Source organism: Cupriavidus sp. FW305-46, assembly GCF_058787075.1.
Map to the genome: position 1 here is coordinate 131,996 of NZ_JBYSZI010000006.1, position 21,130 is coordinate 153,125.

General features: G+C 66.1%; 23 protein-coding genes and 1 tRNA gene. 11 read left to right on the plus strand and 13 right to left on the minus strand.

The window, feature by feature from the left end; genetic code table 11:
• Nucleotide 1 precedes the first annotated feature (1 nt).
• Nucleotides 2-940 carry a cytochrome C assembly family protein gene (locus AC3WON_RS04840; RefSeq protein ID WP_492320356.1) on the minus strand — a complete coding sequence of 313 codons (939 nt, stop codon included), beginning with the start codon at nt 938-940 and terminating at the stop codon, nt 2-4.
• A gap of 141 nt (nt 941-1,081) precedes the next feature.
• Here AC3WON_RS04840 and ffh point away from each other — a divergent pair, with 141 nt between their 5' ends.
• Together ffh and AC3WON_RS04850 are read left to right on the plus strand one after the other, a co-directional pair.
• Entirely contained in the window at nt 1,082-2,476 is a 1,395-nt protein-coding gene (gene ffh / locus AC3WON_RS04845; protein WP_010814737.1) for a signal recognition particle protein, read from the plus strand.
• A 55-nt stretch (nt 2,477-2,531) separates the two neighbouring features.
• On the plus strand, nt 2,532-3,074 hold the full coding sequence (locus tag AC3WON_RS04850; RefSeq protein WP_035817098.1) for a hypoxanthine-guanine phosphoribosyltransferase: 543 nt from the start codon (nt 2,532-2,534) through the stop codon (nt 3,072-3,074).
• Between the two features lie 89 nt (nt 3,075-3,163).
• On the opposite strand, the gene AC3WON_RS04855 is transcribed toward AC3WON_RS04850, so the two are convergent.
• Nucleotides 3,164-3,787: a LysE family translocator gene (locus AC3WON_RS04855; RefSeq protein ID WP_492320358.1), complete on the minus strand. Its 624-nt coding sequence runs from the start codon at nt 3,785-3,787 to the stop codon at nt 3,164-3,166.
• A gap of 25 nt (nt 3,788-3,812) precedes the next feature.
• The gene (locus tag AC3WON_RS04860; protein WP_492351252.1) at nt 3,813-4,319 is read right to left on the minus strand and encodes a hypothetical protein; all 507 of its coding nucleotides are present in this window, start codon (nt 4,317-4,319) and stop codon (nt 3,813-3,815) included.
• Between the two features lie 119 nt (nt 4,320-4,438).
• On the opposite strand from AC3WON_RS04860, the gene AC3WON_RS04865 reads away from it, so the two are divergent.
• Nucleotides 4,439-4,951 (plus strand): GbsR/MarR family transcriptional regulator, encoded by a 513-nt coding sequence (locus AC3WON_RS04865; RefSeq protein WP_492351253.1) that lies wholly within the window; start codon nt 4,439-4,441, stop codon nt 4,949-4,951.
• 3 nt (nt 4,952-4,954) lie between these two features.
• On the opposite strand, the gene AC3WON_RS04870 is transcribed toward AC3WON_RS04865, so the two are convergent.
• The 5 genes from AC3WON_RS04870 to AC3WON_RS04890 all read right to left on the minus strand — a co-directional run bounded on the left by AC3WON_RS04870 (nt 4,955) and on the right by AC3WON_RS04890 (nt 9,887).
• A complete protein-coding gene (locus tag AC3WON_RS04870; RefSeq protein WP_492351254.1) occupies nt 4,955-5,617 on the minus strand; it encodes a LysE family translocator in 663 nt (220 codons plus the stop codon).
• Nucleotides 5,618-5,699: 82 nt separating this feature from the next.
• A complete protein-coding gene (locus tag AC3WON_RS04875; RefSeq protein WP_492351255.1) occupies nt 5,700-6,530 on the minus strand; it encodes an AraC family transcriptional regulator in 831 nt (276 codons plus the stop codon).
• Entirely contained in the window at nt 6,527-7,420 is an 894-nt protein-coding gene (locus tag AC3WON_RS04880) for a 2OG-Fe(II) oxygenase (RefSeq protein WP_492351256.1), read from the minus strand. The genes AC3WON_RS04875 and AC3WON_RS04880 overlap by 4 nt, the downstream gene beginning before the upstream one ends.
• Nucleotides 7,417-8,160, minus strand: coding sequence for a lytic transglycosylase domain-containing protein (locus tag AC3WON_RS04885; RefSeq protein WP_492351257.1), 744 nt, complete (start codon nt 8,158-8,160; stop codon nt 7,417-7,419). The genes AC3WON_RS04880 and AC3WON_RS04885 overlap by 4 nt, the downstream gene beginning before the upstream one ends.
• A gap of 5 nt (nt 8,161-8,165) precedes the next feature.
• Nucleotides 8,166-9,887, minus strand: coding sequence for a proline--tRNA ligase (locus AC3WON_RS04890; RefSeq protein WP_035817091.1), 1,722 nt, complete (start codon nt 9,885-9,887; stop codon nt 8,166-8,168).
• 192 nt (nt 9,888-10,079) lie between these two features.
• Here AC3WON_RS04890 and AC3WON_RS04895 point away from each other — a divergent pair, with 192 nt between their 5' ends.
• Together AC3WON_RS04895 and AC3WON_RS04900 are read left to right on the plus strand one after the other, a co-directional pair.
• A complete protein-coding gene (locus AC3WON_RS04895; RefSeq protein ID WP_010814743.1) occupies nt 10,080-10,763 on the plus strand; it encodes an RNA pyrophosphohydrolase in 684 nt (227 codons plus the stop codon).
• Nucleotides 10,756-11,337, plus strand: a complete 582-nt coding sequence (locus AC3WON_RS04900) for a CNP1-like family protein (RefSeq protein WP_492351258.1) — start codon at nt 10,756-10,758, stop codon at nt 11,335-11,337. Before AC3WON_RS04895 ends, AC3WON_RS04900 begins: the two co-directional genes overlap by 8 nt.
• 81 nt (nt 11,338-11,418) lie before the next feature.
• Here AC3WON_RS04900 and proB read toward each other — a convergent pair whose 3' ends face one another.
• The 4 genes from proB to rplU all read right to left on the minus strand — a co-directional run bounded on the left by proB (nt 11,419) and on the right by rplU (nt 14,477).
• Nucleotides 11,419-12,537, minus strand: a complete 1,119-nt coding sequence (proB, locus tag AC3WON_RS04905) for a glutamate 5-kinase (RefSeq protein WP_492320366.1) — start codon at nt 12,535-12,537, stop codon at nt 11,419-11,421.
• A gap of 97 nt (nt 12,538-12,634) precedes the next feature.
• Nucleotides 12,635-13,732: a GTPase ObgE gene (gene obgE, locus AC3WON_RS04910; RefSeq protein WP_492320367.1), complete on the minus strand. Its 1,098-nt coding sequence runs from the start codon at nt 13,730-13,732 to the stop codon at nt 12,635-12,637.
• Nucleotides 13,733-13,865: 133 nt separating this feature from the next.
• A complete protein-coding gene (gene rpmA, locus AC3WON_RS04915) occupies nt 13,866-14,126 on the minus strand; it encodes a 50S ribosomal protein L27 (protein ID WP_010814747.1) in 261 nt (86 codons plus the stop codon).
• A gap of 39 nt (nt 14,127-14,165) precedes the next feature.
• Complete coding sequence (gene rplU / locus AC3WON_RS04920) at nt 14,166-14,477, minus strand: 50S ribosomal protein L21 (protein WP_006576525.1); 312 nt, start codon at nt 14,475-14,477, stop codon at nt 14,166-14,168.
• A gap of 530 nt (nt 14,478-15,007) precedes the next feature.
• Here rplU and ispB point away from each other — a divergent pair.
• From ispB to AC3WON_RS04935, 3 genes are all read left to right on the plus strand, one after another.
• Nucleotides 15,008-15,937, plus strand: a complete 930-nt coding sequence (ispB, locus tag AC3WON_RS04925) for an octaprenyl diphosphate synthase (protein WP_049800579.1) — start codon at nt 15,008-15,010, stop codon at nt 15,935-15,937.
• Between the two features lie 130 nt (nt 15,938-16,067).
• A tRNA-Pro gene (locus AC3WON_RS04930) sits at nt 16,068-16,144 on the plus strand.
• Nucleotides 16,145-16,261: 117 nt separating this feature from the next.
• Complete coding sequence (locus tag AC3WON_RS04935; protein ID WP_492351259.1) at nt 16,262-17,914, plus strand: DUF6538 domain-containing protein; 1,653 nt, start codon at nt 16,262-16,264, stop codon at nt 17,912-17,914.
• A gap of 154 nt (nt 17,915-18,068) precedes the next feature.
• Here the strand turns inward: AC3WON_RS04935 and AC3WON_RS04940 are convergent, their stop codons facing one another.
• Entirely contained in the window at nt 18,069-18,371 is a 303-nt protein-coding gene (locus AC3WON_RS04940; RefSeq protein ID WP_492351260.1) for a hypothetical protein, read from the minus strand.
• Nucleotides 18,372-18,609: 238 nt separating this feature from the next.
• Between AC3WON_RS04940 and AC3WON_RS04945 the strand changes: the two genes are divergently transcribed.
• From AC3WON_RS04945 to AC3WON_RS04955, 3 genes are all read left to right on the plus strand, one after another.
• Nucleotides 18,610-19,197, plus strand: a complete 588-nt coding sequence (locus tag AC3WON_RS04945) for a recombinase family protein (RefSeq protein WP_492351261.1) — start codon at nt 18,610-18,612, stop codon at nt 19,195-19,197.
• Nucleotides 19,198-19,785: 588 nt separating this feature from the next.
• Nucleotides 19,786-19,926: a hypothetical protein gene (locus AC3WON_RS04950; RefSeq protein WP_492351262.1), complete on the plus strand. Its 141-nt coding sequence runs from the start codon at nt 19,786-19,788 to the stop codon at nt 19,924-19,926.
• A 227-nt stretch (nt 19,927-20,153) separates the two neighbouring features.
• The gene (locus tag AC3WON_RS04955; protein WP_492351263.1) at nt 20,154-20,585 is read left to right on the plus strand and encodes a BRO-N domain-containing protein; all 432 of its coding nucleotides are present in this window, start codon (nt 20,154-20,156) and stop codon (nt 20,583-20,585) included.
• Nucleotides 20,586-21,130 lie beyond the last annotated feature (545 nt).

The following is a 21,130-nucleotide window of genomic DNA, read 5'->3' on the forward strand; positions in this document are numbered from 1 at the left end:
ATCAGAGGCGATGCAGGACGACTTCAATCACGAAACGGCTGCCGACATAGGCCAGCAGCAGGATGCCGAACGAGGCGATGACCCAGCGCAGCGCCACCTTGCCGCGCCAGCCGCGGAAGATGCGCCCGGCCAGGATGCCGCCGAACATGGCCCACGAGATCAGCGCGAACACCGTCTTGTGGTCCAGCCGGAAGGCGCGGCCGAACAGGTCTTCAGAGAACAGCAGGCCCGAGCCGATGGTCAGCGTCAGCAGCACAAAGCCGGCGCCGATCAGCCGGAACAGCAGCTTCTCCAGCGTCAGCAGCGGCGGCAGCAGGTCAAGCCAGCGGCCCAGCCATTCGCTGGGTTGCTGCTCCGGCGGCCGCGCCGGAGCGTGCCGGAAGCCATGCAGGCGCCGTTCGGCCAGCAGCATCAGGAAGGCATGGAACGCCGCCAGCGTGAACAACCCGTAGGCCACGTTGGCGATGATGAAATGCAGCTTGAACAGCGGCCGCGCCGCGTAGCCCAGGATCTGCGAGCCGGGGAAGGCCAGCGGCATCAGGCTGGCCACCAGCGCCACCGGGATCACGATCAGGCCCAGGCCCGCCAGCGAGAAGAAGAAGCTTTCTATCCAGTAGATGCCCACGCCCAGCCACAGCATGGCCGACAGCGCAAAGGCAAAGCCGAACATCATGCGCTCGGCCGGGAAGATGGTTTCATGCAGCAGCATGCCGTGGCTGGCCAGCGCCGCCAGCATCAGCACGTGCCACCAGGCCGGGCGCCCTTCGCCGTGCGCGCCGCCCGCCGGGGGGATGGGGCCGCCGCCGGCCACCAGCACGGCCGAGCTCGCCCCCCCTGCCGGGCCGGCAGCGGTGGCAACGCGTGGGTGGCGCGTGGCCCAGCCGTGAAAGGCCAGGCCGCAATAGAGAAGTGCCGTCAGGGCATACAGTACAATGACCATTTACGCAGTTTACCTTAGTGCCCACGGACGGTGGCGGCCCGCTTGAACCGGTGTAACCGGTGTTCCAGGTCCGCCCCGTGTGCAAGACTGCCTCCGATTTCAGCCCCGAGCCCTGCTCCGACTTCTCCCCCGATTCCTGCCATGCTGGACAATCTCACTCAACGCCTGGCGCGTGTGGTCAAGACCATGCGCGGCGAGGCGCGCCTGACCGAGGCCAACACCGCCGAGATGCTGCGCGAAGTGCGCCTTGCCATGCTAGAAGCCGACGTGGCGCTGCCGGTCGTGCGCGAATTCGTTGCCCGCGTGAAGGAAAAGGCCATGGGCGAGGAGGTTGTCAGCAGCCTCACCCCGGGCCAGGCCCTGGTCGGCGTGGTCCAGCGCGAGCTGACCGCCGTGATCGGCGGCGCCGACGCGGCCAGCGGCAACAACAAGGAAGCCGAGCTGAACCTGGCCGTGCAGCCGCCCGCCATCATCCTGATGGCCGGCCTGCAGGGCGCCGGCAAGACCACCACCGTGGGCAAGCTGGCCAAGTGGCTCAAGGAAAACAAAAAGAAGAAGGTGCTGACGGTCTCGTGCGACGTCTACCGCCCCGCCGCTATCGCCCAGCTGAAGACGGTTTCCGAGCAAGTCGGCGCTGACTTCTTCCCGTCGCAGCCGGACCAGAAGCCGGCGGACATCGCCCGCGCGGCGGTGGACTGGGCGCGCAAGCACTACCACGACGTGCTGATCGTCGACACGGCCGGGCGGCTCGGTATCGACGAGCTGATGATGCAGGAAATCGCCGCCCTGCACGCCGAGCTGAAGCCCGCCGAAACCCTGTTCGTGGTCGATGCCATGCTGGGCCAGGACGCCGTCAACACCGCCAAGGCCTTCAACGACACCCTGCCGCTGACCGGCGTGGTGCTGACCAAGCTGGACGGCGACGCGCGCGGCGGCGCGGCGCTGTCGGTGCGCCATATCACCGGCCGCCCGATCAAGTTCGTCGGCGTCGGCGAGAAGCTGGACGGCCTGGAGCCCTTCTACCCCGACCGCATGGCCCAGCGCATCCTGGGCATGGGCGACATCCTCGCGCTGGTCGAGGAAGCCCAGCGCGGCGTGGACATGGAAGCGGCCGAGAAGCTGGCCAAGAAGATCAAGAAGACCGGTGACTTCGACCTGGAAGACTTCAAGGCCCAGATCGGCCAGATGAAGAAGATGGGCGGCCTGGGCAGCCTGGTCGACAAGCTGCCGGCGCAGTTCGCCCAGCAGGCGCAGGGCGCCAACATGGACCAGGCCGAGAAGCAGGTGGCCCGCATGGAAGGCATCATCAACAGCATGACGCCGACCGAGCGCGCCAAGCCCGAGTTGATCAAGGCCAGCCGCAAGCGCCGCATTGCCGCGGGCGCCGGCGTGCCGGTGCAGGAAGTGAACCGCCTGCTCAACCAGTTCGACCAGATGCAGTCCATGATGAAAAAGCTCAAGGGCGGCGGCATGATGAAGATGATGCGCCAGATGGGCGCGATGAAGGGCGGCATGAAGGGCCTCTTCAACCGCTAGAATCCGTCCGTCGCACCCCGACTTGCCTCCCCCGCAAAAGAACAGGAAAGACATCATGATGAGCGCCGTACAGGCCCGCGAGCTGTGGGCCAACTCCGAAGAAATCGTCTCCGCCGCGGAAGTCCAGGAGTCGCTGGACCGCATGGCCACGGAAATCACCGCCAAGATGGGCGATGCCTTCCCGCTGGTGCTGTCGGTGATGGGCGGCGCGGTGGTCTTCACCGGCATGCTGCTGCCCAAGCTGGCCTTCCCGCTGGAGTTCGACTACATCCACCTCTCGCGCTACAACAACAAGACCGTGGGCGGCGAGATGCAGTGGCGCGTGGCCCCGCGCGAGTCGGTCAAGGACCGCGTGGTGCTGGTGCTGGACGACATCCTGGATGAAGGCGAGACCATGGCCGCGATCCGCGAGCGCATCATGGACATGGGCGCCAAGGAATTCCATGCCGCGGTGCTGTGCGAGAAGACGCTGACCAAGATCAAGCCCATGCATCCGGACTTCTGCGGCTTTGCCGTGCCGGACCGCTATGTGTTTGGGTGCGGCATGGATGCGAAGGGCTACTGGCGTAACTTGGGCTCGATCCGCGCGCTGGTGTGATTTAGGTCGCCTCTCGGTTTGCTCCCTCTCCCGCAAGCGGGAGAGGGAGCACACAATCGGTTCATGGGGGAGGGGAGCAAGCCCATTGGTCAGGCCTGGTGCGGCGCCAGGATCGGCCACAACGAGGCCAGCAGCAGCAAGGCCATGCCGATATTGAACGCGCGCAGCACCCGCGGACGTGCCAGCCAGCGCCGCAGCGCCGAGCCGCACAGTGCCCACATCGCCACGCTGGGCAGGTTCACCACCCCGAAGATCCCCGCCAGCAGCAGCACGTTGAGCCACAGGTTGCCGTGCAGCACGTAGGTACTGCACGCGCCCACCGCCATCACCCACGCCTTGGGATTGACCCACTGGAACGCCGCCGCGGCCCAGAAGCCCATCGGCCGCGCCACCTGCTGGTCCTGCACGCCGCCGGCGGTGGCCAGCTTCCACGCCAGCCATATCAGGTAGACCGTCGCCACCACGCGCAGCACCTGCCAGGTCCACGGGAAGGCGTGAAACATTGATCCCAGGCCCAGCCCGACCAGCCCCACCATCAGCGCAAAGCCAATGCTGACACCGAGCAGGTGCGGCACCGTGCGCACGAAGCCGAAGTTCACGCCCGAGGCGAGCAGCATTGTGTTGTTGGGACCAGGGGTGATCGACGACACCAGCGCAAAGCCGGCAAAGGCGGCGAAGACACCGGTTCCGGCGGCGAGTTGGGATACTTCCATGACTGACTCCAGGGCATTCGGGGAATCAGTCTACGGTCAGCCAACGGTACAGTACCGGTACACTTTGATGAAAATACGCCGATACAGGGATCCGCCGGCCGCCGGTCAGCTTGCTTCGGGCTGATGGACTTGCGCACCAGTGAAACGCGCAGCTTTCACTGCCAGCGGCTGCTGCGGATCGTTTGCCTTGATCGCGCTCTGCGTCAGCGTCGCGGCCAGGCCGGGCGCGGCCTGCAATGCTTCCAGGTAGCGGAAGGCCGACGCCATGTCGCGCGCCTCCAGCTCGATGCTGGCCGCGCGTTTCGGCGGCCTGGATATCCACCGTGGTCAGGGCCATGTCTGATGTCAGCGCGGCACCGATCGCATCGGCCAGCACCACGTAGTCGGTGCCGTGCACGCGCACCGGCAGCACCCCGCGCGCCAGCGCATCGGGCAGCGGCAGCGCGTCGAAATGCCAGTTGCCTTCCAGCTGCTGCGGCGCCAGCGGCGTCAGTCGGGCGGACCGCAGGTGCCCAAGGAGGCGGATGCGCAAGCCTGGATGCCGGCGCAGTAGCAACCCGGGCCGGCGCGGCGGGCGCAAACCCGCCGCGCATTGTCCTGCCAAACACATGGCCGCCGATGCGGCGGCGAAGCGACCCCCACCCCTACACCATGCATCTGTCACCGCTAGCCCAACTTCTGATTGCGCACCTTGGCGACCTGGGCAGCCAGTGCGGCCTGTCCCGCACCGCCAGCCGGATCCTGAGCCTGCTCTATATCGCCTCGCGGCCGCTGAATGCCGACGAGATCGCGCAGGCGCTGAGCCGCTCGCGCTCCAATATCAGCGTGGGGTTAAGGGAACTGGACTCCTGGAACCTGACCCGCCCTTCCCAGGCCGATGTCCCGCGCGACCGGCGCGAATACCTGCGCGTTCCCGCCGATGTCTGGGTCAGCTTCCGCACCCTGGCCGCCGAGCGCAAGCGCCGCGAGATCGACCCGGCACTGCGCGCCCTGCGCGCGCTGCGGCAGGAAGCCGCTGAGGACGCCCCCCACCTGCTGGCGCGCATCGATGCGCTGCTGGAGTTGCTGACGCTGCTCGGCGGCTGGATGCACGGCATGCAGCGGCTGGACGATGAGGCCCTGCGGCGCGTATTGCGTCACGGCGCCGCGCCGGAGCCGCCGTGACGCTCAGCGGGCAGCGTGCCAGGCCACGGCCAGCGCCAGCAGCCACAGCACGGCGCCGGTCAGCAGCTCCACCCACCGCACCGAGCGTCCGAAGCGCGCCGCCACCGCCGGATGCCCGATGCCATGCGCCACCAGCAGGTCCCAGCCCAGCACCACGGCAAACATCCATGCGCCGTAGGCGAGCTGCACCGCGGGCGGGGTGCGGCTGGCGGCCAGCACCGAGAACAGGCTGGCATAGAACAGCCCGTTCTTGGGATTCAGGGCAGCGGAAAGGAACCCGCTGGCCAGCTGGGCGAGCCACGGCGCGGGCGCGGCGCGCGCGGCCCCGTCCGCCGCGGGAATGGCCACGTCGCCACTGGCGCGCAGCAGCCGCCAGCCCAGCCATGCAAGGTAGGCGCAGCCCGCCCACTGCAACGCCGCGAACAGCAGCGGATAGTCGCGCATCGCGGCAAACCCGGCCAGCGCCAGGCCGATAAAGACACCATTGCCGAGCGCGATGCCCAGGCATACGCCGCTGGCACGCCGTGGCCCGTGCACCAGCGCGCTGCGCACCACCAGGAAAAAGTCCGGCCCCGGGCTGAGCAGCGCCAGCGCATGCGCGCCGGCCACCATGGCGAACTGCTGCCAGGGCAGCGCGCGCGTGCCGAGATCGAAAGACATGTCCATGCGACCCTCCGTGAAGAGCCAGCAGTGTCGTGCGCGGGGATGCGAGCGGTCTTGAAGAAAGTTGCTGTGGCGGCAGGCCAGGTCAGGCAGCGCGCTGGTAGCCGCGCGGCGTCATGGCCACGCGCTGCTTGAAGGCGCGCTGGAAGTGGCTCTGGTCGGCAAAGCCCAGCATCAGCGCCACCTCGGCCAGCGCCGCGCCCTGCCGCAGCAGGCGGCGCCCGTGCTGGATGCGAAGGTCGAGCTGGTAGGCGTGCGGCGTCATGCCGGTCTCGGCGCGGAAGGCACGGATCAGGTGATAGCGGCTCAGGCCGCAGGTGTGCGCCAGTTCGGCCAGCGGCAGCCGTTCGGCGTGGCGTGCGCGCAGCAGCTCGCACAGTTGCGACACCCGTGCGGAGACGGCGGCGGGCGCCGGCATTGTCTGCGTGGCCGCGCCGGTATCGATGGCGGCATGCAGGTCGCCGATGAAGGCAACCAGCGCGGCCTCCTTCTCGACCCTGTCCGCAGCCGAGAACAGCGCGCGGTTCAGCCCGCAGACCAGCCCGTAGACCGGAGGCGACTCCGTCACGCACGCCGGCAGCGCGGTCCGTGCCGCGCCGTCCTCATCCAGCACGGAGGCGACCCACGCCGGATCGAAATGCAGCATCTGGTAGCTCCAGCGCCCGTCCGGCACGGGATTGCAGGCATGCACCTGGCCCGCCGGGATCACCACCACCGCGCCGGGCCCGATCAGCGCCGCTTCGTCGCCGCAGGCAAAGCGGCTGGTGCCGCTGTCGACGGCGCCGACCGACAAGGTGGGATGGGTATGCGGCAGGTAGCTGGCGCTGCTGTGGCTGGCGCGCCGGCTTTCGGCGAACGCCAGCGCGGGATCGGCCCACCAGCGGGTGGCCGCAGGCGCGGCCATGGGGTGGCTCACCCCTCGCTGCGGTACGGGCGTTCGCGCAGCCATTTGGTGGCGATCCACTTTTCGCCGGATGCCACCGGCAGGCCGGCGTGCAGCGTGCGTTCATCCAGCGTGCCGTCGGGCAGCAGGTAGCTGAAGTACACCGCGTTGCCCTTGACCGGCGCCACCTCCAGCCCCACGCGCGGGAACGCGGTGGCGCCGCCCGCCTCGGGCGTGTTCAGGTAGATCACCAGGGTGGCGATGCGCTGTCCGCCGACGGACAGCTGGCGCGCCTCGCCCGGGCGCTGCGGGTTGAAGTAGTCGAAGTGCGGCTGGTATTCGCCGCCGGGCTTGTAGTTGAGGATCTGCAGCCCTTCGCCGTGCTCGGCGGGCACGCCGGTGACGGCGGCGATGCGTGCCTCGATGCGCGCGATCAGGGCGTGCTCGGCCACCTGGAACATCGCGCCCATGCTGGTGCGGGCGTCGATCAGGTTCTCGTCGCCAGTGTCCGGGTTGACCACCGGCGAGCGCGCCAGGCGGCCGCGCGACAGCGCCACCAGGGCATCGCACTCGTCGTCGGTCAGCAGTTGCTGGAACAGCTGGACCTGCGGCGACGCCAGCCGGAACAGGATCGGGACCTGGCGGTCGCCGCCATCGGCCGCGTAGACCGCGGGCGTGCCGGCGGCAGCCGCAGGGCGCGCCGGCGCAGGCCGGGCCGGGGCGGCACTACCGGCGTCTTGTGCAAAGGCCGCGGCCACGGCCTGGCGGGCAAAGGCGTCGTCATAGCCCGAGCGCAGCATCGACAACACCAGCGCATCGGCGGCAAAGCCCTGGGCGATATGCCGGGCCAGCCATTGTTCAAGTTCGGGCGAGGATTCGGTGTAGCCGGTCTTGCCGCCGGCAACGGAGGCTTCGCGGATCATGACGGATTGGTGACGACGCGTTGCGACGAGAACGGGTTGCGGGCAGGCGGCTCGGACACCGGTGCGCGCGGGCGCGACGGCGCGATCTCGGGGTCGCCGGCAACGGTAACCGTGGCTTCGGAATACTGCCAGCGCTTCCACGCCGCCAGCACCGCGTTCGGGTATTCGGGGCGGCCGCGGCTGCCGTTGTAGCGGCCCAGCGCCAGGTACAGGTCGCCCTGCTCGCGGTCCAGGTAGTAGCGCAGGATGGTGCAGCCGTAACGCAGATTGCTCTGCAGGTGAAACAGCTTGCGCGGGTCGCTGTCGCCGATGGCGCGCACCCAGAACGGCATCACCTGCATCAGCCCGCGCGCGCCGGCCGAGCTGATCGCGTACTTGCGGAAGTTGCTCTCGACCTGGACCAGGCCCAGCACCAGCGCGGGCTCCAGCCCGGCGCGCTTGGCCTCGTAGTAGGCCACCTCGATCAGTTCCACGCGCACCTGCGGCTCGGGGATGCGCGAGGCCAGGCGGGCGGACATCTCGCCCAGCCATTTCAGGTAGGCCAGGCGCTCGCCGCCGGACGCGAATACCGGCCGCGTGGGCCGGTCATCGGCAATGGCGGCGGCCAGCGCGCCGCGCACGGAATCGGCGAGGTCTTCTTCCTTCTGCGCGCCAGCGTGGGCTGCCATGGCCGCGACGGCCAGCAGCAGCCCGCCCGCGCAGCGGCGGGCGGCACCGGTCATGCCGCGGGCGGCGCGCATGGGGCTCAGTTCGCCAGCTGGCTGCGCACGTGGCCGACCACGTCGGCCACGCTGACGGCGGTGGCCTGCGCGTCGCGCCGGCCCTGGTACTCGACCTTGCCTTCCTTCAGGCCGCGGTCGCCCACCACCACGCGGTGCGGCACGCCGATCAGCTCCCAGTCGGCAAACATCACGCCCGGGCGCTCGCCGCGGTCGTCCAGGATGACGTCCACGCCGGCGGCCAGCAGCTCGGCATGGATGCGGTCGGCCTCGGCCTTGACGGCTTCGGAGCGGTCGTAGCCCACCGGGCAGATCACCACCGCGAACGGCGCGATCGCGGCCGGCCAGATGATGCCGCGTTCATCGAAGTTCTGCTCGATCGCCGCGCCCAGGATACGGGTGACGCCGATGCCATAGCAGCCCATCTGCATCGGCTGGGTCTTGCCGTTCTCGTCCAGGAAGGTGGCGTTCATCGATTCCGAGTAACGCGTGCCCAGCATGAACACATGGCCCACCTCGATGCCGCGGCAGATTTCCAGCGTGCCCTGGCCGTCCGGCGAGGCGTCGCCGGCGACCACGTTGCGCAGGTCGGCCACGATCGGCTCGGGCAGGTCGCGGCCCCAGTTGACGCCGGTGTAGTGGTAGTCGCGGTAGTTGGCGCCGCAGACGAAATCGCTCATGTTGGCGACGGTGCGATCGGCCACCACCTTGACCGGCTTCTTCATGTCGATCGGGCCCAGGTAGCCCGGCGGCGAGCCGAAGGCGTCGACGATCTCGTTCTCGGTGGCAAAGCGGAAGTCGGCCAGGCCCGGGACCTTGGACGCCTTGACCTCGTTCAGTTCGTGGTCGGCGCGGATCAGCAGCAGCCAGATCTCGGCGCCGGCTTCGGTGTCCTTGGCCAGCACGATGGACTTGACGTTGCGCTCCAGCGGGATGTTCAGGAATTCCGCCACCTGCTCGCACTTGACCTTTTCCGGGGTGAAGGTCTTGACCAGGTCTTCCTTGGGCGCGGCGCGCTCGGCCAGCAGGGGCAGCGCCTCGGCGGCCTCCATGTTGGCGGCGTAGTCCGAGGTCGGGCAGTAGACGATGGCGTCTTCGCCGGTGTCGGCGATCACATGGAACTCATGCGAGCCCGAGCCGCCGATGGCGCCGTTGTCGGCCGCCACGGCGCGGAATTCCAGGCCAAAGCGGCGAAAGATGCGCACGTAGGCGTCGTACATGTTCTCGTACGACTTGCGCAGGCCGTCCGTGTCGCGGTCGAAGGAATAGGCATCCTTCATGGTGAACTCGCGCCCGCGCATGATGCCGAAGCGCGGCCGGCGCTCGTCGCGGAACTTGGTCTGGATCTGGTAGAAATTGACCGGCAGCTGCTTGTAGCTGCGGATTTCCGAGCGGGCGATGTCGGTCACCACCTCTTCTGAGGTCGGCTGGACCGCGAAATCGCGTTCATGGCGATCCTTCAGGCGCAGCAGCTCGGGCCCCATCTTGTCCCAGCGGCCGGTTTCCTGCCACAGCTCGGCCGGCTGGATCACCGGCATGGACAGCTCCACCGCGCCGGCGCGGTTCATTTCCTCGCGCACGATGTTCTCCACCTTGCGGATCACGCGCAGCCCGATCGGCATGTAGTTGTAGATCCCGGCGCCCAGCTTCTTGATCATGCCGGCGCGCATCATCAGCTTGTGCGAAACGATTTCCGCGTCGGCGGGCGCTTCCTTGAGGGTGGAAATGAAGAATTGCGAGGCTTTCATCCGTAATTTCTCTCTGGGCCGCCGGGTTCGGGAAAATCCGTCCCGGCAAAATCCGGGGGCCGGCGGCGCTGAATTGTGGGCACGCGCCTGAAACTGCCCTTCCGCTCGGGGAAAACCAGCATCCCCCGGTCCGGGCCCGGCTGCGCGCTTCCTTTATAATCAGCGTAATTCTAAAGGATTCGAGGTGCAGTCATGCTCGATCGTGAAGGCTTTCGCCCGAACGTCGGCATCATCCTCCTCAACGCACGAAACGAGGTTTTCTGGGGCAAGCGAATCGGCGAACACTCCTGGCAGTTCCCGCAAGGTGGCATCAAGTACGGCGAAACGCCTGAACAGGCCATGTACCGCGAACTGCATGAGGAAATCGGCCTGCTTCCGGAGCACGTCAGGATCGTCGGTCGCACGCGCGACTGGCTGCGTTACGAGGTGCCGGACAAGTTCATCCGCCGCGAGATCCGCGGCCACTACAAGGGCCAGAAACAAATCTGGTTCCTGCTGCGCATGGCCGGCAGGGACTGTGACATCCATCTGCGTGCCACCGAGCACCCTGAATTCGACGCCTGGCGTTGGAGTCATTACTGGGTGCCGCTGGAGGCGGTGATCGAGTTCAAGCGCGATGTCTACCAGCTGGCGCTGACGGAGTTGTCACGCTTCCTGAACCGGCACGCGCGTGTGCCGCTGAGTCCCTATGGCACACACGGCACGCACGGCCCCCACGGCATGCATGGCCGGCATGGCGGGCCGCGCAGCCAGGCGCTCAGCCGTGCCCAGCAGGCACAGCAGGCCGACGCCGACTGCAATGCCGAGGCCGCGCACGCGACCGAGCACGATTCACCGGCAACGCCGGTTTCCACCTCACGGAGCACTGATGACTAGTTTCACCGGCCTGGGCCGCCGCCGCGGCCTGACCGCTGCCGGATTGCTGATTGCCGCGGCCAGCCTTGCGCTGGCCGGCTGCAAGACCACCGGCAAGGAGATGGCGGAGGAAGAAAGCACCTGGCTCAACCCGTTCGCGCCCAAGACCTTTGAAGAGGCCAAGGCGATGCTGCCGGCACCACCGCAGGACGCCAACCTGATCCCGTTCTCGGTGGCGGGCACCGGCTCGCTGTCGTTCGCGGTGGACGGCAAATCGGTCTCGGTCGGCAAGGACAACGTGGTGCGCTACACGGTCGTCACCACCAGCCAGAGCGGCGCGCGCAACGTGACCTTCGAAGGCCTGCGCTGCGATGCGTTCGAGCGCAAGCTCTACGCCACGCTGCCCAGGGGCGCGACGGAATGGGTGCCCAACAGCAGCGACTACGGCGAGACCTGGCACCGCATGGAGACTGGCGTGCGCAATGCCTATGCCGCCACGCTGGCGATCGATTTCTTCTGCGAGGGCCGTACTGTGGCCGGCACCGCCGACGCCATGGTGCGCGACCTGCAATCGCGCGCGCCGCGCAAGCGCTGAAGCGCGCAGCGTCGACATAAAAAAACGGCGGGACTGCCTGGCAGCCCCGCCGTTTTTATTTGCGCCCGGCCTGTACGCCCGTCAGACCAGCACCAGGTTGTCGCGATGGATCAGTTCGGGCTCGTTCAGGTGCCCCAGCACGGACTCGATCTCGGACGAGGGCTTGCGCGCGATCAGCCGCGCCTCGGCGCTGGAATAGTTGGTGATGCCGCGCGCCACCTCCTTGCCCTGCGCGTCGACGCACGCGATCACCTCGCCGCGGGCGAACTCGCCCTGCACTTCCGTCACGCCGATCGGCAGCAGCGACTTGCCGCCGCTGGTGAGCTTCTCGACCGCGCCGTTGTCGATCACGACCCGGCCGCGCAGCTGCAGGTGGTCGGCCATCCATTGCTTGCGCGCCGTGAGCCGCCCGGTCGGCGCCAGCAGCTGGGTGCCGATGGCCTCGCCCGCGGCCAGGCGCTCCAGCACATTGGCCTCGCGCCCGGAGGCGATGGTGGTGTGGGCGCCGGACTTGGCCGCGCGCTTGGCCGCCAGGATCTTGGTCAGCATGCCGCCGCGCCCGATCGACGTGCCGGCGCCGCCGGCCATGGCTTCCAGCTCGGGGGTGCCGGCCAGGGCCTCGTCCACGAACTGCGCGGCCGGATCCTTGCGCGGGTCGGCGGTGTACAGGCCGCGCTGGTCGGTCAGGATCACCAGCGCGTCGCCTTCGATCAGGTTGGTCACCAGCGCGCCCAGCGTGTCGTTGTCGCCGAACTTGATTTCGTCGGTGACCACGGTGTCGTTCTCGTTGATGATCGGCACCACGCCCAGGGACAGCAGCGTGAGCAGGGTCGAGCGGGCGTTGAGGTAGCGTTCGCGGTCGGCCAGGTCGGCGTGGGTCAGCAGCACCTGCGCGGTGCGGATGCCGTAGCGGTCGAACTGGCTCTCATAGACCTGCGCCAGGCCCATCTGGCCGACGGCGGCGGCGGCCTGGAGCTCATGGATTTCCTTCGGGCGGCGCACCCAGCCCAGGCGCTGCATGCCTTCGGCGATGGCGCCGGAGCTGACCAGCACCACTTCCTTGCCGGCCACGCGCAGCTTGGCGATCTGGGCCGCCCAGCGGGCGATGGCGTCGTGGTCCAGCCCCTTGCCGTCGTTGGTGACCAGGCTGGAGCCGACTTTGACGACGATGCGCTTTGCCTGCGCGATGACCGATTGCATGACGGGAATCCTGTCTCCCGGGCAGCCGGCGGCGGGCGCCGCGCCCGAATTGTCCGTGGGTATTCTTCTGTGGTGGGGCGCCAGCGGCGGCCCCGGCTTATGCCTCGCCCGGCCCCTGGTCGACGTTGTGCAGGCGCTCGTCCAGCCGGATGTCCGGCTCGGCCAGCGCCGCGGCTTCTTCGGCCTTGATCGCCTGCAGGTGGTCCTTGATCGCGTAGATCAGCTCGCGGCAGCCTTCGCCGGTCAGCGCCGAAATCTGGAACACCGGCCCCTTCCACTTGTAGCGCTTGATGAAATCCTTCACGCGGGCCGCGCGCTCGTCCTCGGGAACCACGTCGAGCTTGTTCAGCACCAGCCAGCGCGGCTTGTCGTACAGGGTTTCGTCGTACTTCTTCAGCTCGTTGACGATGGCCTTGGCCTCGGACACCGGGTCGACTGCCTCGTCGAACGGTGCCAGGTCGACGATATGCAGCAGCAGGCCGGTGCGCTGCAGGTGGCGCAGGAACTGGTGACCCAGGCCCGCGCCTTCGGCCGCGCCTTCGATCAGGCCGGGAATGTCGGCAACCACGAACGATTGCTCATGGTCCACGCGCACCACGCCCAGGTTCGGGTGCAGGGTGGTGAACGGATAGTCCGCCACCTTCGGGCGCGCGTTGGAGATATGCGAGATAAAGGTCGACTTGCCGGCGTTGGGCATGCCCAGCAGGCCGACGTCGGCCAGCACCTTGAGCTCGAGCTTGAGCATGCGGCGCTCGCCCGGCTTGCCGTCCACCTGCTGGCGCGGCGCGCGGTTGGTACTGGACTTGAAATGCAGGTTGCCCCAGCCGCCCATGCCGCCTTCGGCCAGGCACACGCGCTGGCCGTGCTCGGTCAGGTCGGCGATGACTTCGCCAGTGTCCATGTCGGTGATCAGCGTGCCCACCGGCATGCGCAGCGTGATGTCCTCACCCGCCGCGCCGTAGCAGTCGGAGCCGCGGCCGTTCTCGCCGTTGCGGGCCACGTGCTTCCTGGCGTAGCGGAAGTCGATCAGCGTATTGATGTTGCGGTCCGCCACGGCGAACACGCTGCCGCCGCGGCCGCCATCGCCACCATCCGGGCCGCCGAAGGGCACAAACTTCTCGCGCCGGAACGAGGCGCTGCCATTGCCGCCGTTGCCGGCGATGGCTTCGATTCGGGCTTCGTCTATGAACTTCATGATGATGGGTTTCCGTGATGGATCGGCGGATCAGCGGCTGGAAGCCTCCAACCGGGCTGGCGAACTGACATTGTCGCCAGAAAAGAAAAGGCCCCGCAAGCGTTGCGGGGCCTTCATCCTGCAAAGGCTGTTATCAGGCCGCCGGAACGACGCTGACTTGCTGCTTCTTGGCAGGGCCCTTGACGGCGAACTGCACGTGGCCGTCCACCAGGGCAAACAGCGTGTGGTCCTTGCCCACGCCGACGTTGTCGCCGGCATGCACGCGGGTACCGCGTTGGCGGATGATGATGCCGCCGGCGTTGATGGCCTGGCCACCAAACACCTTCACGCCCAGACGCTTCGATTCGGAATCACGGCCGTTCCGCGTGGAACCGCCGCCTTTTTTCTGTGCCATGTCTTACTCCTGTCGCTTTACCTGGTTACGCTCGATCGATCAGGCAACGATCGCTTCGATGCGCAGTTCGGTGTAATTCTGACGATGGCCCTGACGCTTCTGGTAGTGCTTGCGACGGCGCATCTTGAAGATCTTCACTTTGTCGTGACGACCTTGGGAGATAACGGTAGCCTTGACGGAAGCCCCGCTAACCAGCGGCGTACCAAACTTGATTTGGTCGCCGGCGCCCACTGCGAGCACCTGGTCGAGCGTGATTTCTGCGCCAATGTCTGCCGGTATCTGTTCTACTTTCAGTTTTTCGCCAGCAGCAACCTTGTATTGCTTGCCGCCGGTTTTTACGACCGCGTACATTGTCGAACCTCTCGGATGTGAATAAAACGCCGTATGCCGGCACTGGCGCACCCTGCGCGGCCGGTCAATCGCACGGCCTGGCGCCTGGATGGGCTCAGTGCGGCCCGGTTATCTCCCGCCGGTCAGAACCCGCAAAGCGAGCGCAGCTACCGGAGGAAACCGGGAATTGTAAACGAGATCCGGGAAAAGGGCAAAGAAAACAGGCACATAGCCTGTGTGCGGCGGCATCGCCACAATGGGGCCGCGCCCTGGCTCAGGTCAGGTCGGCGAGCAGGAATCCCGCCAGTGCAGCAAACGCCACCCAAAGGGCGGTGCGGCGCAGGTGGCGGCGAGGCACGGGCTTGTTCATGGCTGCATTATAGTTGCGCGCCTTGCGAACACCCTGAGCGCATACCCTGAGCGCGAATCTTTAGAAACGCGCCATACGTAGAACGCTACGCGCATCGCATATAATCGTCCGGTTTTGCGTAACGGTGATCATCTTGTCCCAGCCTTCCGCCACTGCCTTGCTTGCCCCGGTCGCTGCAGACATGCGCGCGGTCGATGCTGTTATCCGCCAGCGGCTGTCTTCTGAAGTCCCCCTGATCGAGCAGATCGGCGAATACATCATCGGTGCCGGCGGCAAGCGCCTGCGCCCGGTGATCCTGCTGCTGACAGCGCGCGCGATGGGCTACGACGGCAACCGCCACCATGAGCTGGCCGCCGTGGTGGAGTTCATCCACACCGCCACCCTGCTGCACGACGACGTGGTCGACGAGTCCGAGCTGCGGCGCGGGCGCGATACCGCCAATGCCGTGTTCGGAAACGCCGCCAGCGTGCTGGTGGGCGACTTCCTCTATTCGCGCGCGTTCCAGATGATGGTCGATGCCGGCAGCATGCGCATCATGGAGATCCTGTCCAACGCGACCAACGTGATCGCCGAGGGCGAGGTCCTGCAGCTGCTGAACATGCACGACCCCGACGTCACCGTCGAACGCTACCTGCAGGTGATCCGCTACAAGACCGCCAAGCTGTTCGAGGCCGCAGCGCAACTCGGCGCCGTGCTGGCCGGCGCCGACGCCCAGATGGAAGAAGCGGCGGCAGAGTATGGCCGCCGCATTGGCACCGCCTTCCAGCTGATCGACGACATGCTGGACTACACCGCCAGCGCCGAGCAGATGGGCAAGAACGCCGGCGACGACCTGCGCGAAGGCAAGCCCACCCTGCCCCTGCTGCACCTGCTGGAACACGGCACGCCCGAACAGCGCCAGCTCGCGCGCGACGCCATCGTGCAAGGCGGCACCGAGCATTTCGATGCCGTGTTTGCCGCAATCCACGCCAGTGGCGCGCTGGACGTCACCTTCGAAGCCGCACGGCGCGAGGCTGAAGCCGCCGAACAGGCGGCACGGCAGTTCCCGCCGTCGGAACTGAAGGAAACCCTGATCCAGCTCTGCGCGTTCTCATTGCAACGGCAGTCCTGACGCAACCGCGGGGAAGGCAGCGGAAGCGGGCTGAACGGCGATTTTCCTCGCCCTCTTCCATTCCCCAAAAAACGCTGCTAAACTTACATTCTTTGCTGCAGACGGTCAGACGTTTGCCAGCAAACCAAATCGGGGTGTAGCTTAGCCTGGTAGAGCGCTACGTTCGGGACGTAGAGGCCGGAGGTTCGAATCCTCTCACCCCGACCAGATACCATCGCCCGGAAAGCCGCGACAGTCCTCAGAACCGAGGTCAGTCAAGGCGATCCGGGCGATTTCATTTTGAAGTCGAGGCAATCCGCTGTGTCAATCGATCACGATTCGCACATGCCTATCTCCCTGCCGACCGGAGTCCACCTCCGGGGATCGACGTTCCATCTACGCATCGGTATTCCGGACGACATCCGCCATCTCTGGCCCAAGCGCCGCGATGGCTCGCCTGCCGTCGATGCATTCCGGGAGTCCCTGCGAACATCAGATCGCAATGAAGCCGCCGCCAAGGCTCACCGCATCATTGCCGAGTATCACGAGAAGTTCGACGCCCTGCGCCGCGACGCCGCTCCAAAGACTGTCCCGCTAACACCCGCCATGGCCGCGTACCTTGTTCGAGAGGTAGAGCGGCGACTCCTGGCCGAAGACGACGAGCTATCGCTGACAGGGAGCGGCCATGAGATCGAGAGGGCCAAAGCGGGGATCGTCCGGGCCGGCCATGACGACGACGAATCCGAACTTGCCCAACGACAGGCCGTAGCGGAGGTCGTCGCCCGGAACCTTGGAGAGATGACCGCCCTGGGGGACCTGAGCTATGCCGAGGACTTTGCACGCGGACAGCTACGGGAACTTGGCGTCGTCGTGGACCTGACGACCACGCCAGCACGGTCGGCGCTTCAGCGGGTTCAGAGGGCCGCCATTGCAGCGTGGAGGGCTCTTGCAGCGCGGGCAGTGGGTGAACCCATCCCCACGCCGGAGCACGTCCCCGTGACCATCGAAGGGCCGACCAATACAACGCCCGAAACGCCCGCCCCCTCCCAAACCCTGCGCGACGTACTACCGCTATGGATCGCCCGCACAAAGGCGAAGCCGAACGCCATTGGACGCACGGAGAGGGCGCTAGGGCTGTTTGAGGAAGCCGTGGGCACCCTTTCCCTGACCGCCTTCAATAAGGGCCACGGCGCCGCTTTCGTGCGGTTCCTGAGCGACACTGAGGCACGCGGGTTCGGCGCCAAGACCGCGACGAATCATGCCGCCGCGATCAACGCGCTCATGAACGTTGCGGAGCGCGAGGACCTGATTCAACAGAACCCGTTCGACCTGACGATGGATGCCAGCGCCGGCAGTCAGCAGCGCGACGCTTGGACGTCCGAAGAACTGGCCGCGATGTTCAAGCACCGCCTATTCGACTGCAAGACCGATCTGCAAGAGTTTCCGCGCTGGCGGGACGTTGCGGCCGAGGATGGCCGTGCCCTGCTACTTCTGCTAGCGCATACCGGTGCCCGCATTGGGGAGCTCGCGCAACTCCGGGGGGAGGACTTCATGGTCCGCAACGGCCTCACCTGTGTTCGCATTACCGCCGAGGCCGGCACCGTGAAGACCTCCGCCTCTGAACGGGTTGTCCCGCTGGCGGCCCATCTGATGAGCAATCTGTGGTTCGCTGAGTGGGTCTCTCGCGCCATGGGCGCCAACGGGCCGGCCCTGCCCTCAATGCACGGCAGGAGGACCACTCCGGGCGACATTGCCGGTCGCTGGTTCCGCCAGTTCCGTGTGGATGCCCGCCTGCCCGAAGGCGGCCTGAACGGGGCACACAAGTTTCGCCACTGGCTACGGACGGCGCTGGCCGAGCGGCATGTCGCAGTCGAGGTGGCCGACCAGATCACCGGCCACGCCGCCAGTGGTTCAGCCGGTCGCGTCGTTTATACGGGCAAGGTGTCACTGGCGGTCCTGAAGGAGGCCCTGGACCGCGTGGCCTATCCCGGCGAATGACGGCAGGGCAAGCACTCCCCAAAAAATCTGACAAGAAAATCCGCGCATACCCCTGGGTGGGCTCGGCATAGCGGATTTCCCCCGTGGGGCCGGGTGTCCTCGTCCTACGTTCAACGTAGAAACTCTGAGGCGCTACGGCCCCGCCTGGGGACAACTAGAGTCCTTTGACAACAGCCCCCTGTGCAATCACGGTTCGGGATGACGGAACCCTGTCCACGACAGCGCCGACCATACCGTTAATCTCGACTCGGCCACCCTCATTGATAACCGCACCGTTGACCATCCCATTGACGATGGCATGTCCGCCCGACTCAACCACTAGGTCGCTCGTTACCATCCCGTGAAGCACGAGCTTGCACCCCGGACGCACTGTTGCGTGACCGACAACCATCCCCTGAATTGTCATATCTCGTTCGACAGTGAGCGGTCCGGCAATCTTGCCGCTATGGACTTCCATGACATCTCCTTTGTGGCGGATTTAGAACACTACCATACACAGGTGTGGTAACACGCACCTGTGTCCGGGATGGCACCTCCGCGTAACAGGCGATGCAGGGTCTCTAAGTCCGGGTTGTACGCCTCTCTCAGAAGTGAGTCCTTTTGCGACCTATCTCATGACCTATCGCAATATTGGTGTTGACGGTATGTTTTGACATAGGCATACTGAGGCCCTACCTTTTGAGATAGGGGCTGACGTGAGCGTCATTAACTACTACCGCGTATCGACCAAGGACCAGACCGTAGAGAGCCAACGGGCGGCGTTGGGGCCGGCTGACCACGAGTTCAGCGATGAGGGGGTCAGTGGCGGCGTAATGGCGGCGCATCGCCCCGGCTTTGCCGAGTTGCTCAAGTTCGTCCGCAAGGGCGACACCGTGCGGGTCTATGCGCTGGATCGGCTCGGGCGGGACGCCATTGACGTGCAGCAGACCGTGAAGGGTCTCATGGCCCAAGGCGTGACTGTGGACATTCGGGGCATCGGTCCCGTGGCTCCCGGCGCGGGCGAGATCATCATTGCAGTCCTCGCCCAGGTCGCAGAACTGGAGCGCCGCCGCATCAACGAGCGAGCCGCAGACGGTCGCAAGGCCGCCCGTGAGGCGCTGGCGAAGACGGGCAAGACTCAGAACGGTAAGGCGTCCCTGGGGCGGTCTAAGAGCTTTACGCCTATCGAGGTAGCCAACTGGCGCAAGGCGAACGGCGCAAGCATCAGCGGGACCGCAAAGCAATTCGGAATCAGCGCCGCGACCGTCGCTCGCTACTGTGCGGAAGTCCGGGACGCCGCCTAGACCCTCATCCCTTTGGGCCTTTTCCCATGCCGCTTTACGGGTAGCCGTGAGGCGGAATTGTCGTTTGCGGCCAACGCTTCAAAAAGATTCCTGTGGACCATTGACAGCCCCGCAACGCCGCGCCGGTAAACAGAATGCGGGCGTCGGGGCCGTGGGACTTAAGTCCGATGGTCGCATGCCCCCTTTGCGCCGCTTGCAGCGTCCATGCACTATCTTCCGCTCGTACTTGCTCGCCTCTGTTTCTTGTTTGCCCGTCCCGGCACTTGAACGCAGCGGCCCCATTCCTTGGAGATTGAAGATGCTCGCTACGCAATCAGCCGTTACCGTCCCGCCCCATATCATTACGTGCCTCAATCGGGCCGCTGGTGGCGCTGTGAGGGTTCTGCGGCGCGATCACCGTATGACTGTCCATAGTCGGACCCTGCGCCCTGTCGGTAAGGCGTGGGTCTTGCAAGCGGCTGCCGAATCCTCGGGCCACCCCACCGCACCGCACGTCCTGTCATTTCTCGAAGACGTCCTGTGCGACATCATGGTCGAGTCGGCGCTAAAGGCGCAGGCGTGAGCCGCCACAAGCCCGGAGACACCTCCATGACATTCGCACTCGTTGTTGCCGCCTTCTTCGCTGGCGCCGGATACATGGCCTATACGCGGGACAAAGCTGACGACCGCAGACGTTGGGAAGAGCAGGACCGTAAGCGCGAAGCCGCAAAGCGCGACATGGATCATTGAGACGCGCATGCGACCGTCATGGGGCTCTGAAGCCATCATGGCGGCCCGCAAGAGTCCTACAGCGGCCTAAGGGCACAGGGGATGGGGTTCCCACCCCTCTACCAGGGAACGGCTCATAGCGTCCTAGAGACAGTCTCTGAGCTTCCCCTCTATCTCATAGAGCGGCCCAGCGGTACTGCCATGTACTGATTTACTCCGCGCCCCGCCGCGTGGGTCGTGCGCCCGGCATGTCCCTACGCGTCACGGGCGACGCCGAGAACCCTTGGTTCTTTGCCAAGGACGTGTGTGACGCATTGGGGACGCGTACCGACAACATCCGCACCATTCTGGAATCGGACGAATTTAAACCCCTACCGAATAGTGGTTTCCGGGGCCGCCCGCCCGTAGTGGTTAGCGAGTCCGGTCTGTACGCCCTCGTGATGAAGTCCCGCAAGCCTGAGGCCCAGTCCTTTCGCAAGTGGGTTACCTCCGTGGTCCTGCCGGCGATCCGCAAAGACGGCGGCTACATCCGTGGTGAGGAACACGCGCAGTCCGAGGATGAACTGATCCTAGCCGCGATGCAGGTCCTCCAACGCAAGGTGACGAAGCTGGCCGCCCAGGCGCACGGGCTGGACCCGGACGCCGAGCAGCCCTCCCCGGCTCCTGTGCCGAATCCTTAAGGGTTAATCGCCGCGCAGACGAGGAAGACTTTGCGCTCGCCAACTCGGCCGGGGCCGGCGACGGACCCACCAAGCTATGCCGAGTAAATACGTACATGGTAGTACCGCTGGGCCGCTCTATGAGATAGGGAAGGGAGTCATGGGCTGTCCCTAAGACGTCCTAGAGAAAGTCTTTAAGCCCGCTGATGGGGACCGATGGGGGAGTTACCCACTCCCTCGGCTAGCGACCCTCGCTATGCCGCGCCTTGTTCTGCACGACTCACTCTGACTTGCCTTATACCGTCCTGAGGCATGCCGCTGCCCGTGAGTGGGGGGAACTACTAAATACGTACATGTTAGTAACAGACCTTAGCTTTACGGCATCCCGCCATCCCCTCCTGCTTTCCTTGCCCGCCCTGGGCGTCTCCACCTCCCTTGAAGACTTGCACAAAGTGCCGAGAGACCAAGCCCCTGGGTGAATTCCCAAGCAATGGTCCCGGCAGGCATCGCAGCGCCTGTAAGGCATGCGTGCGTGAGCGCGACCGCGCTAGGTATATCCCCAAGCC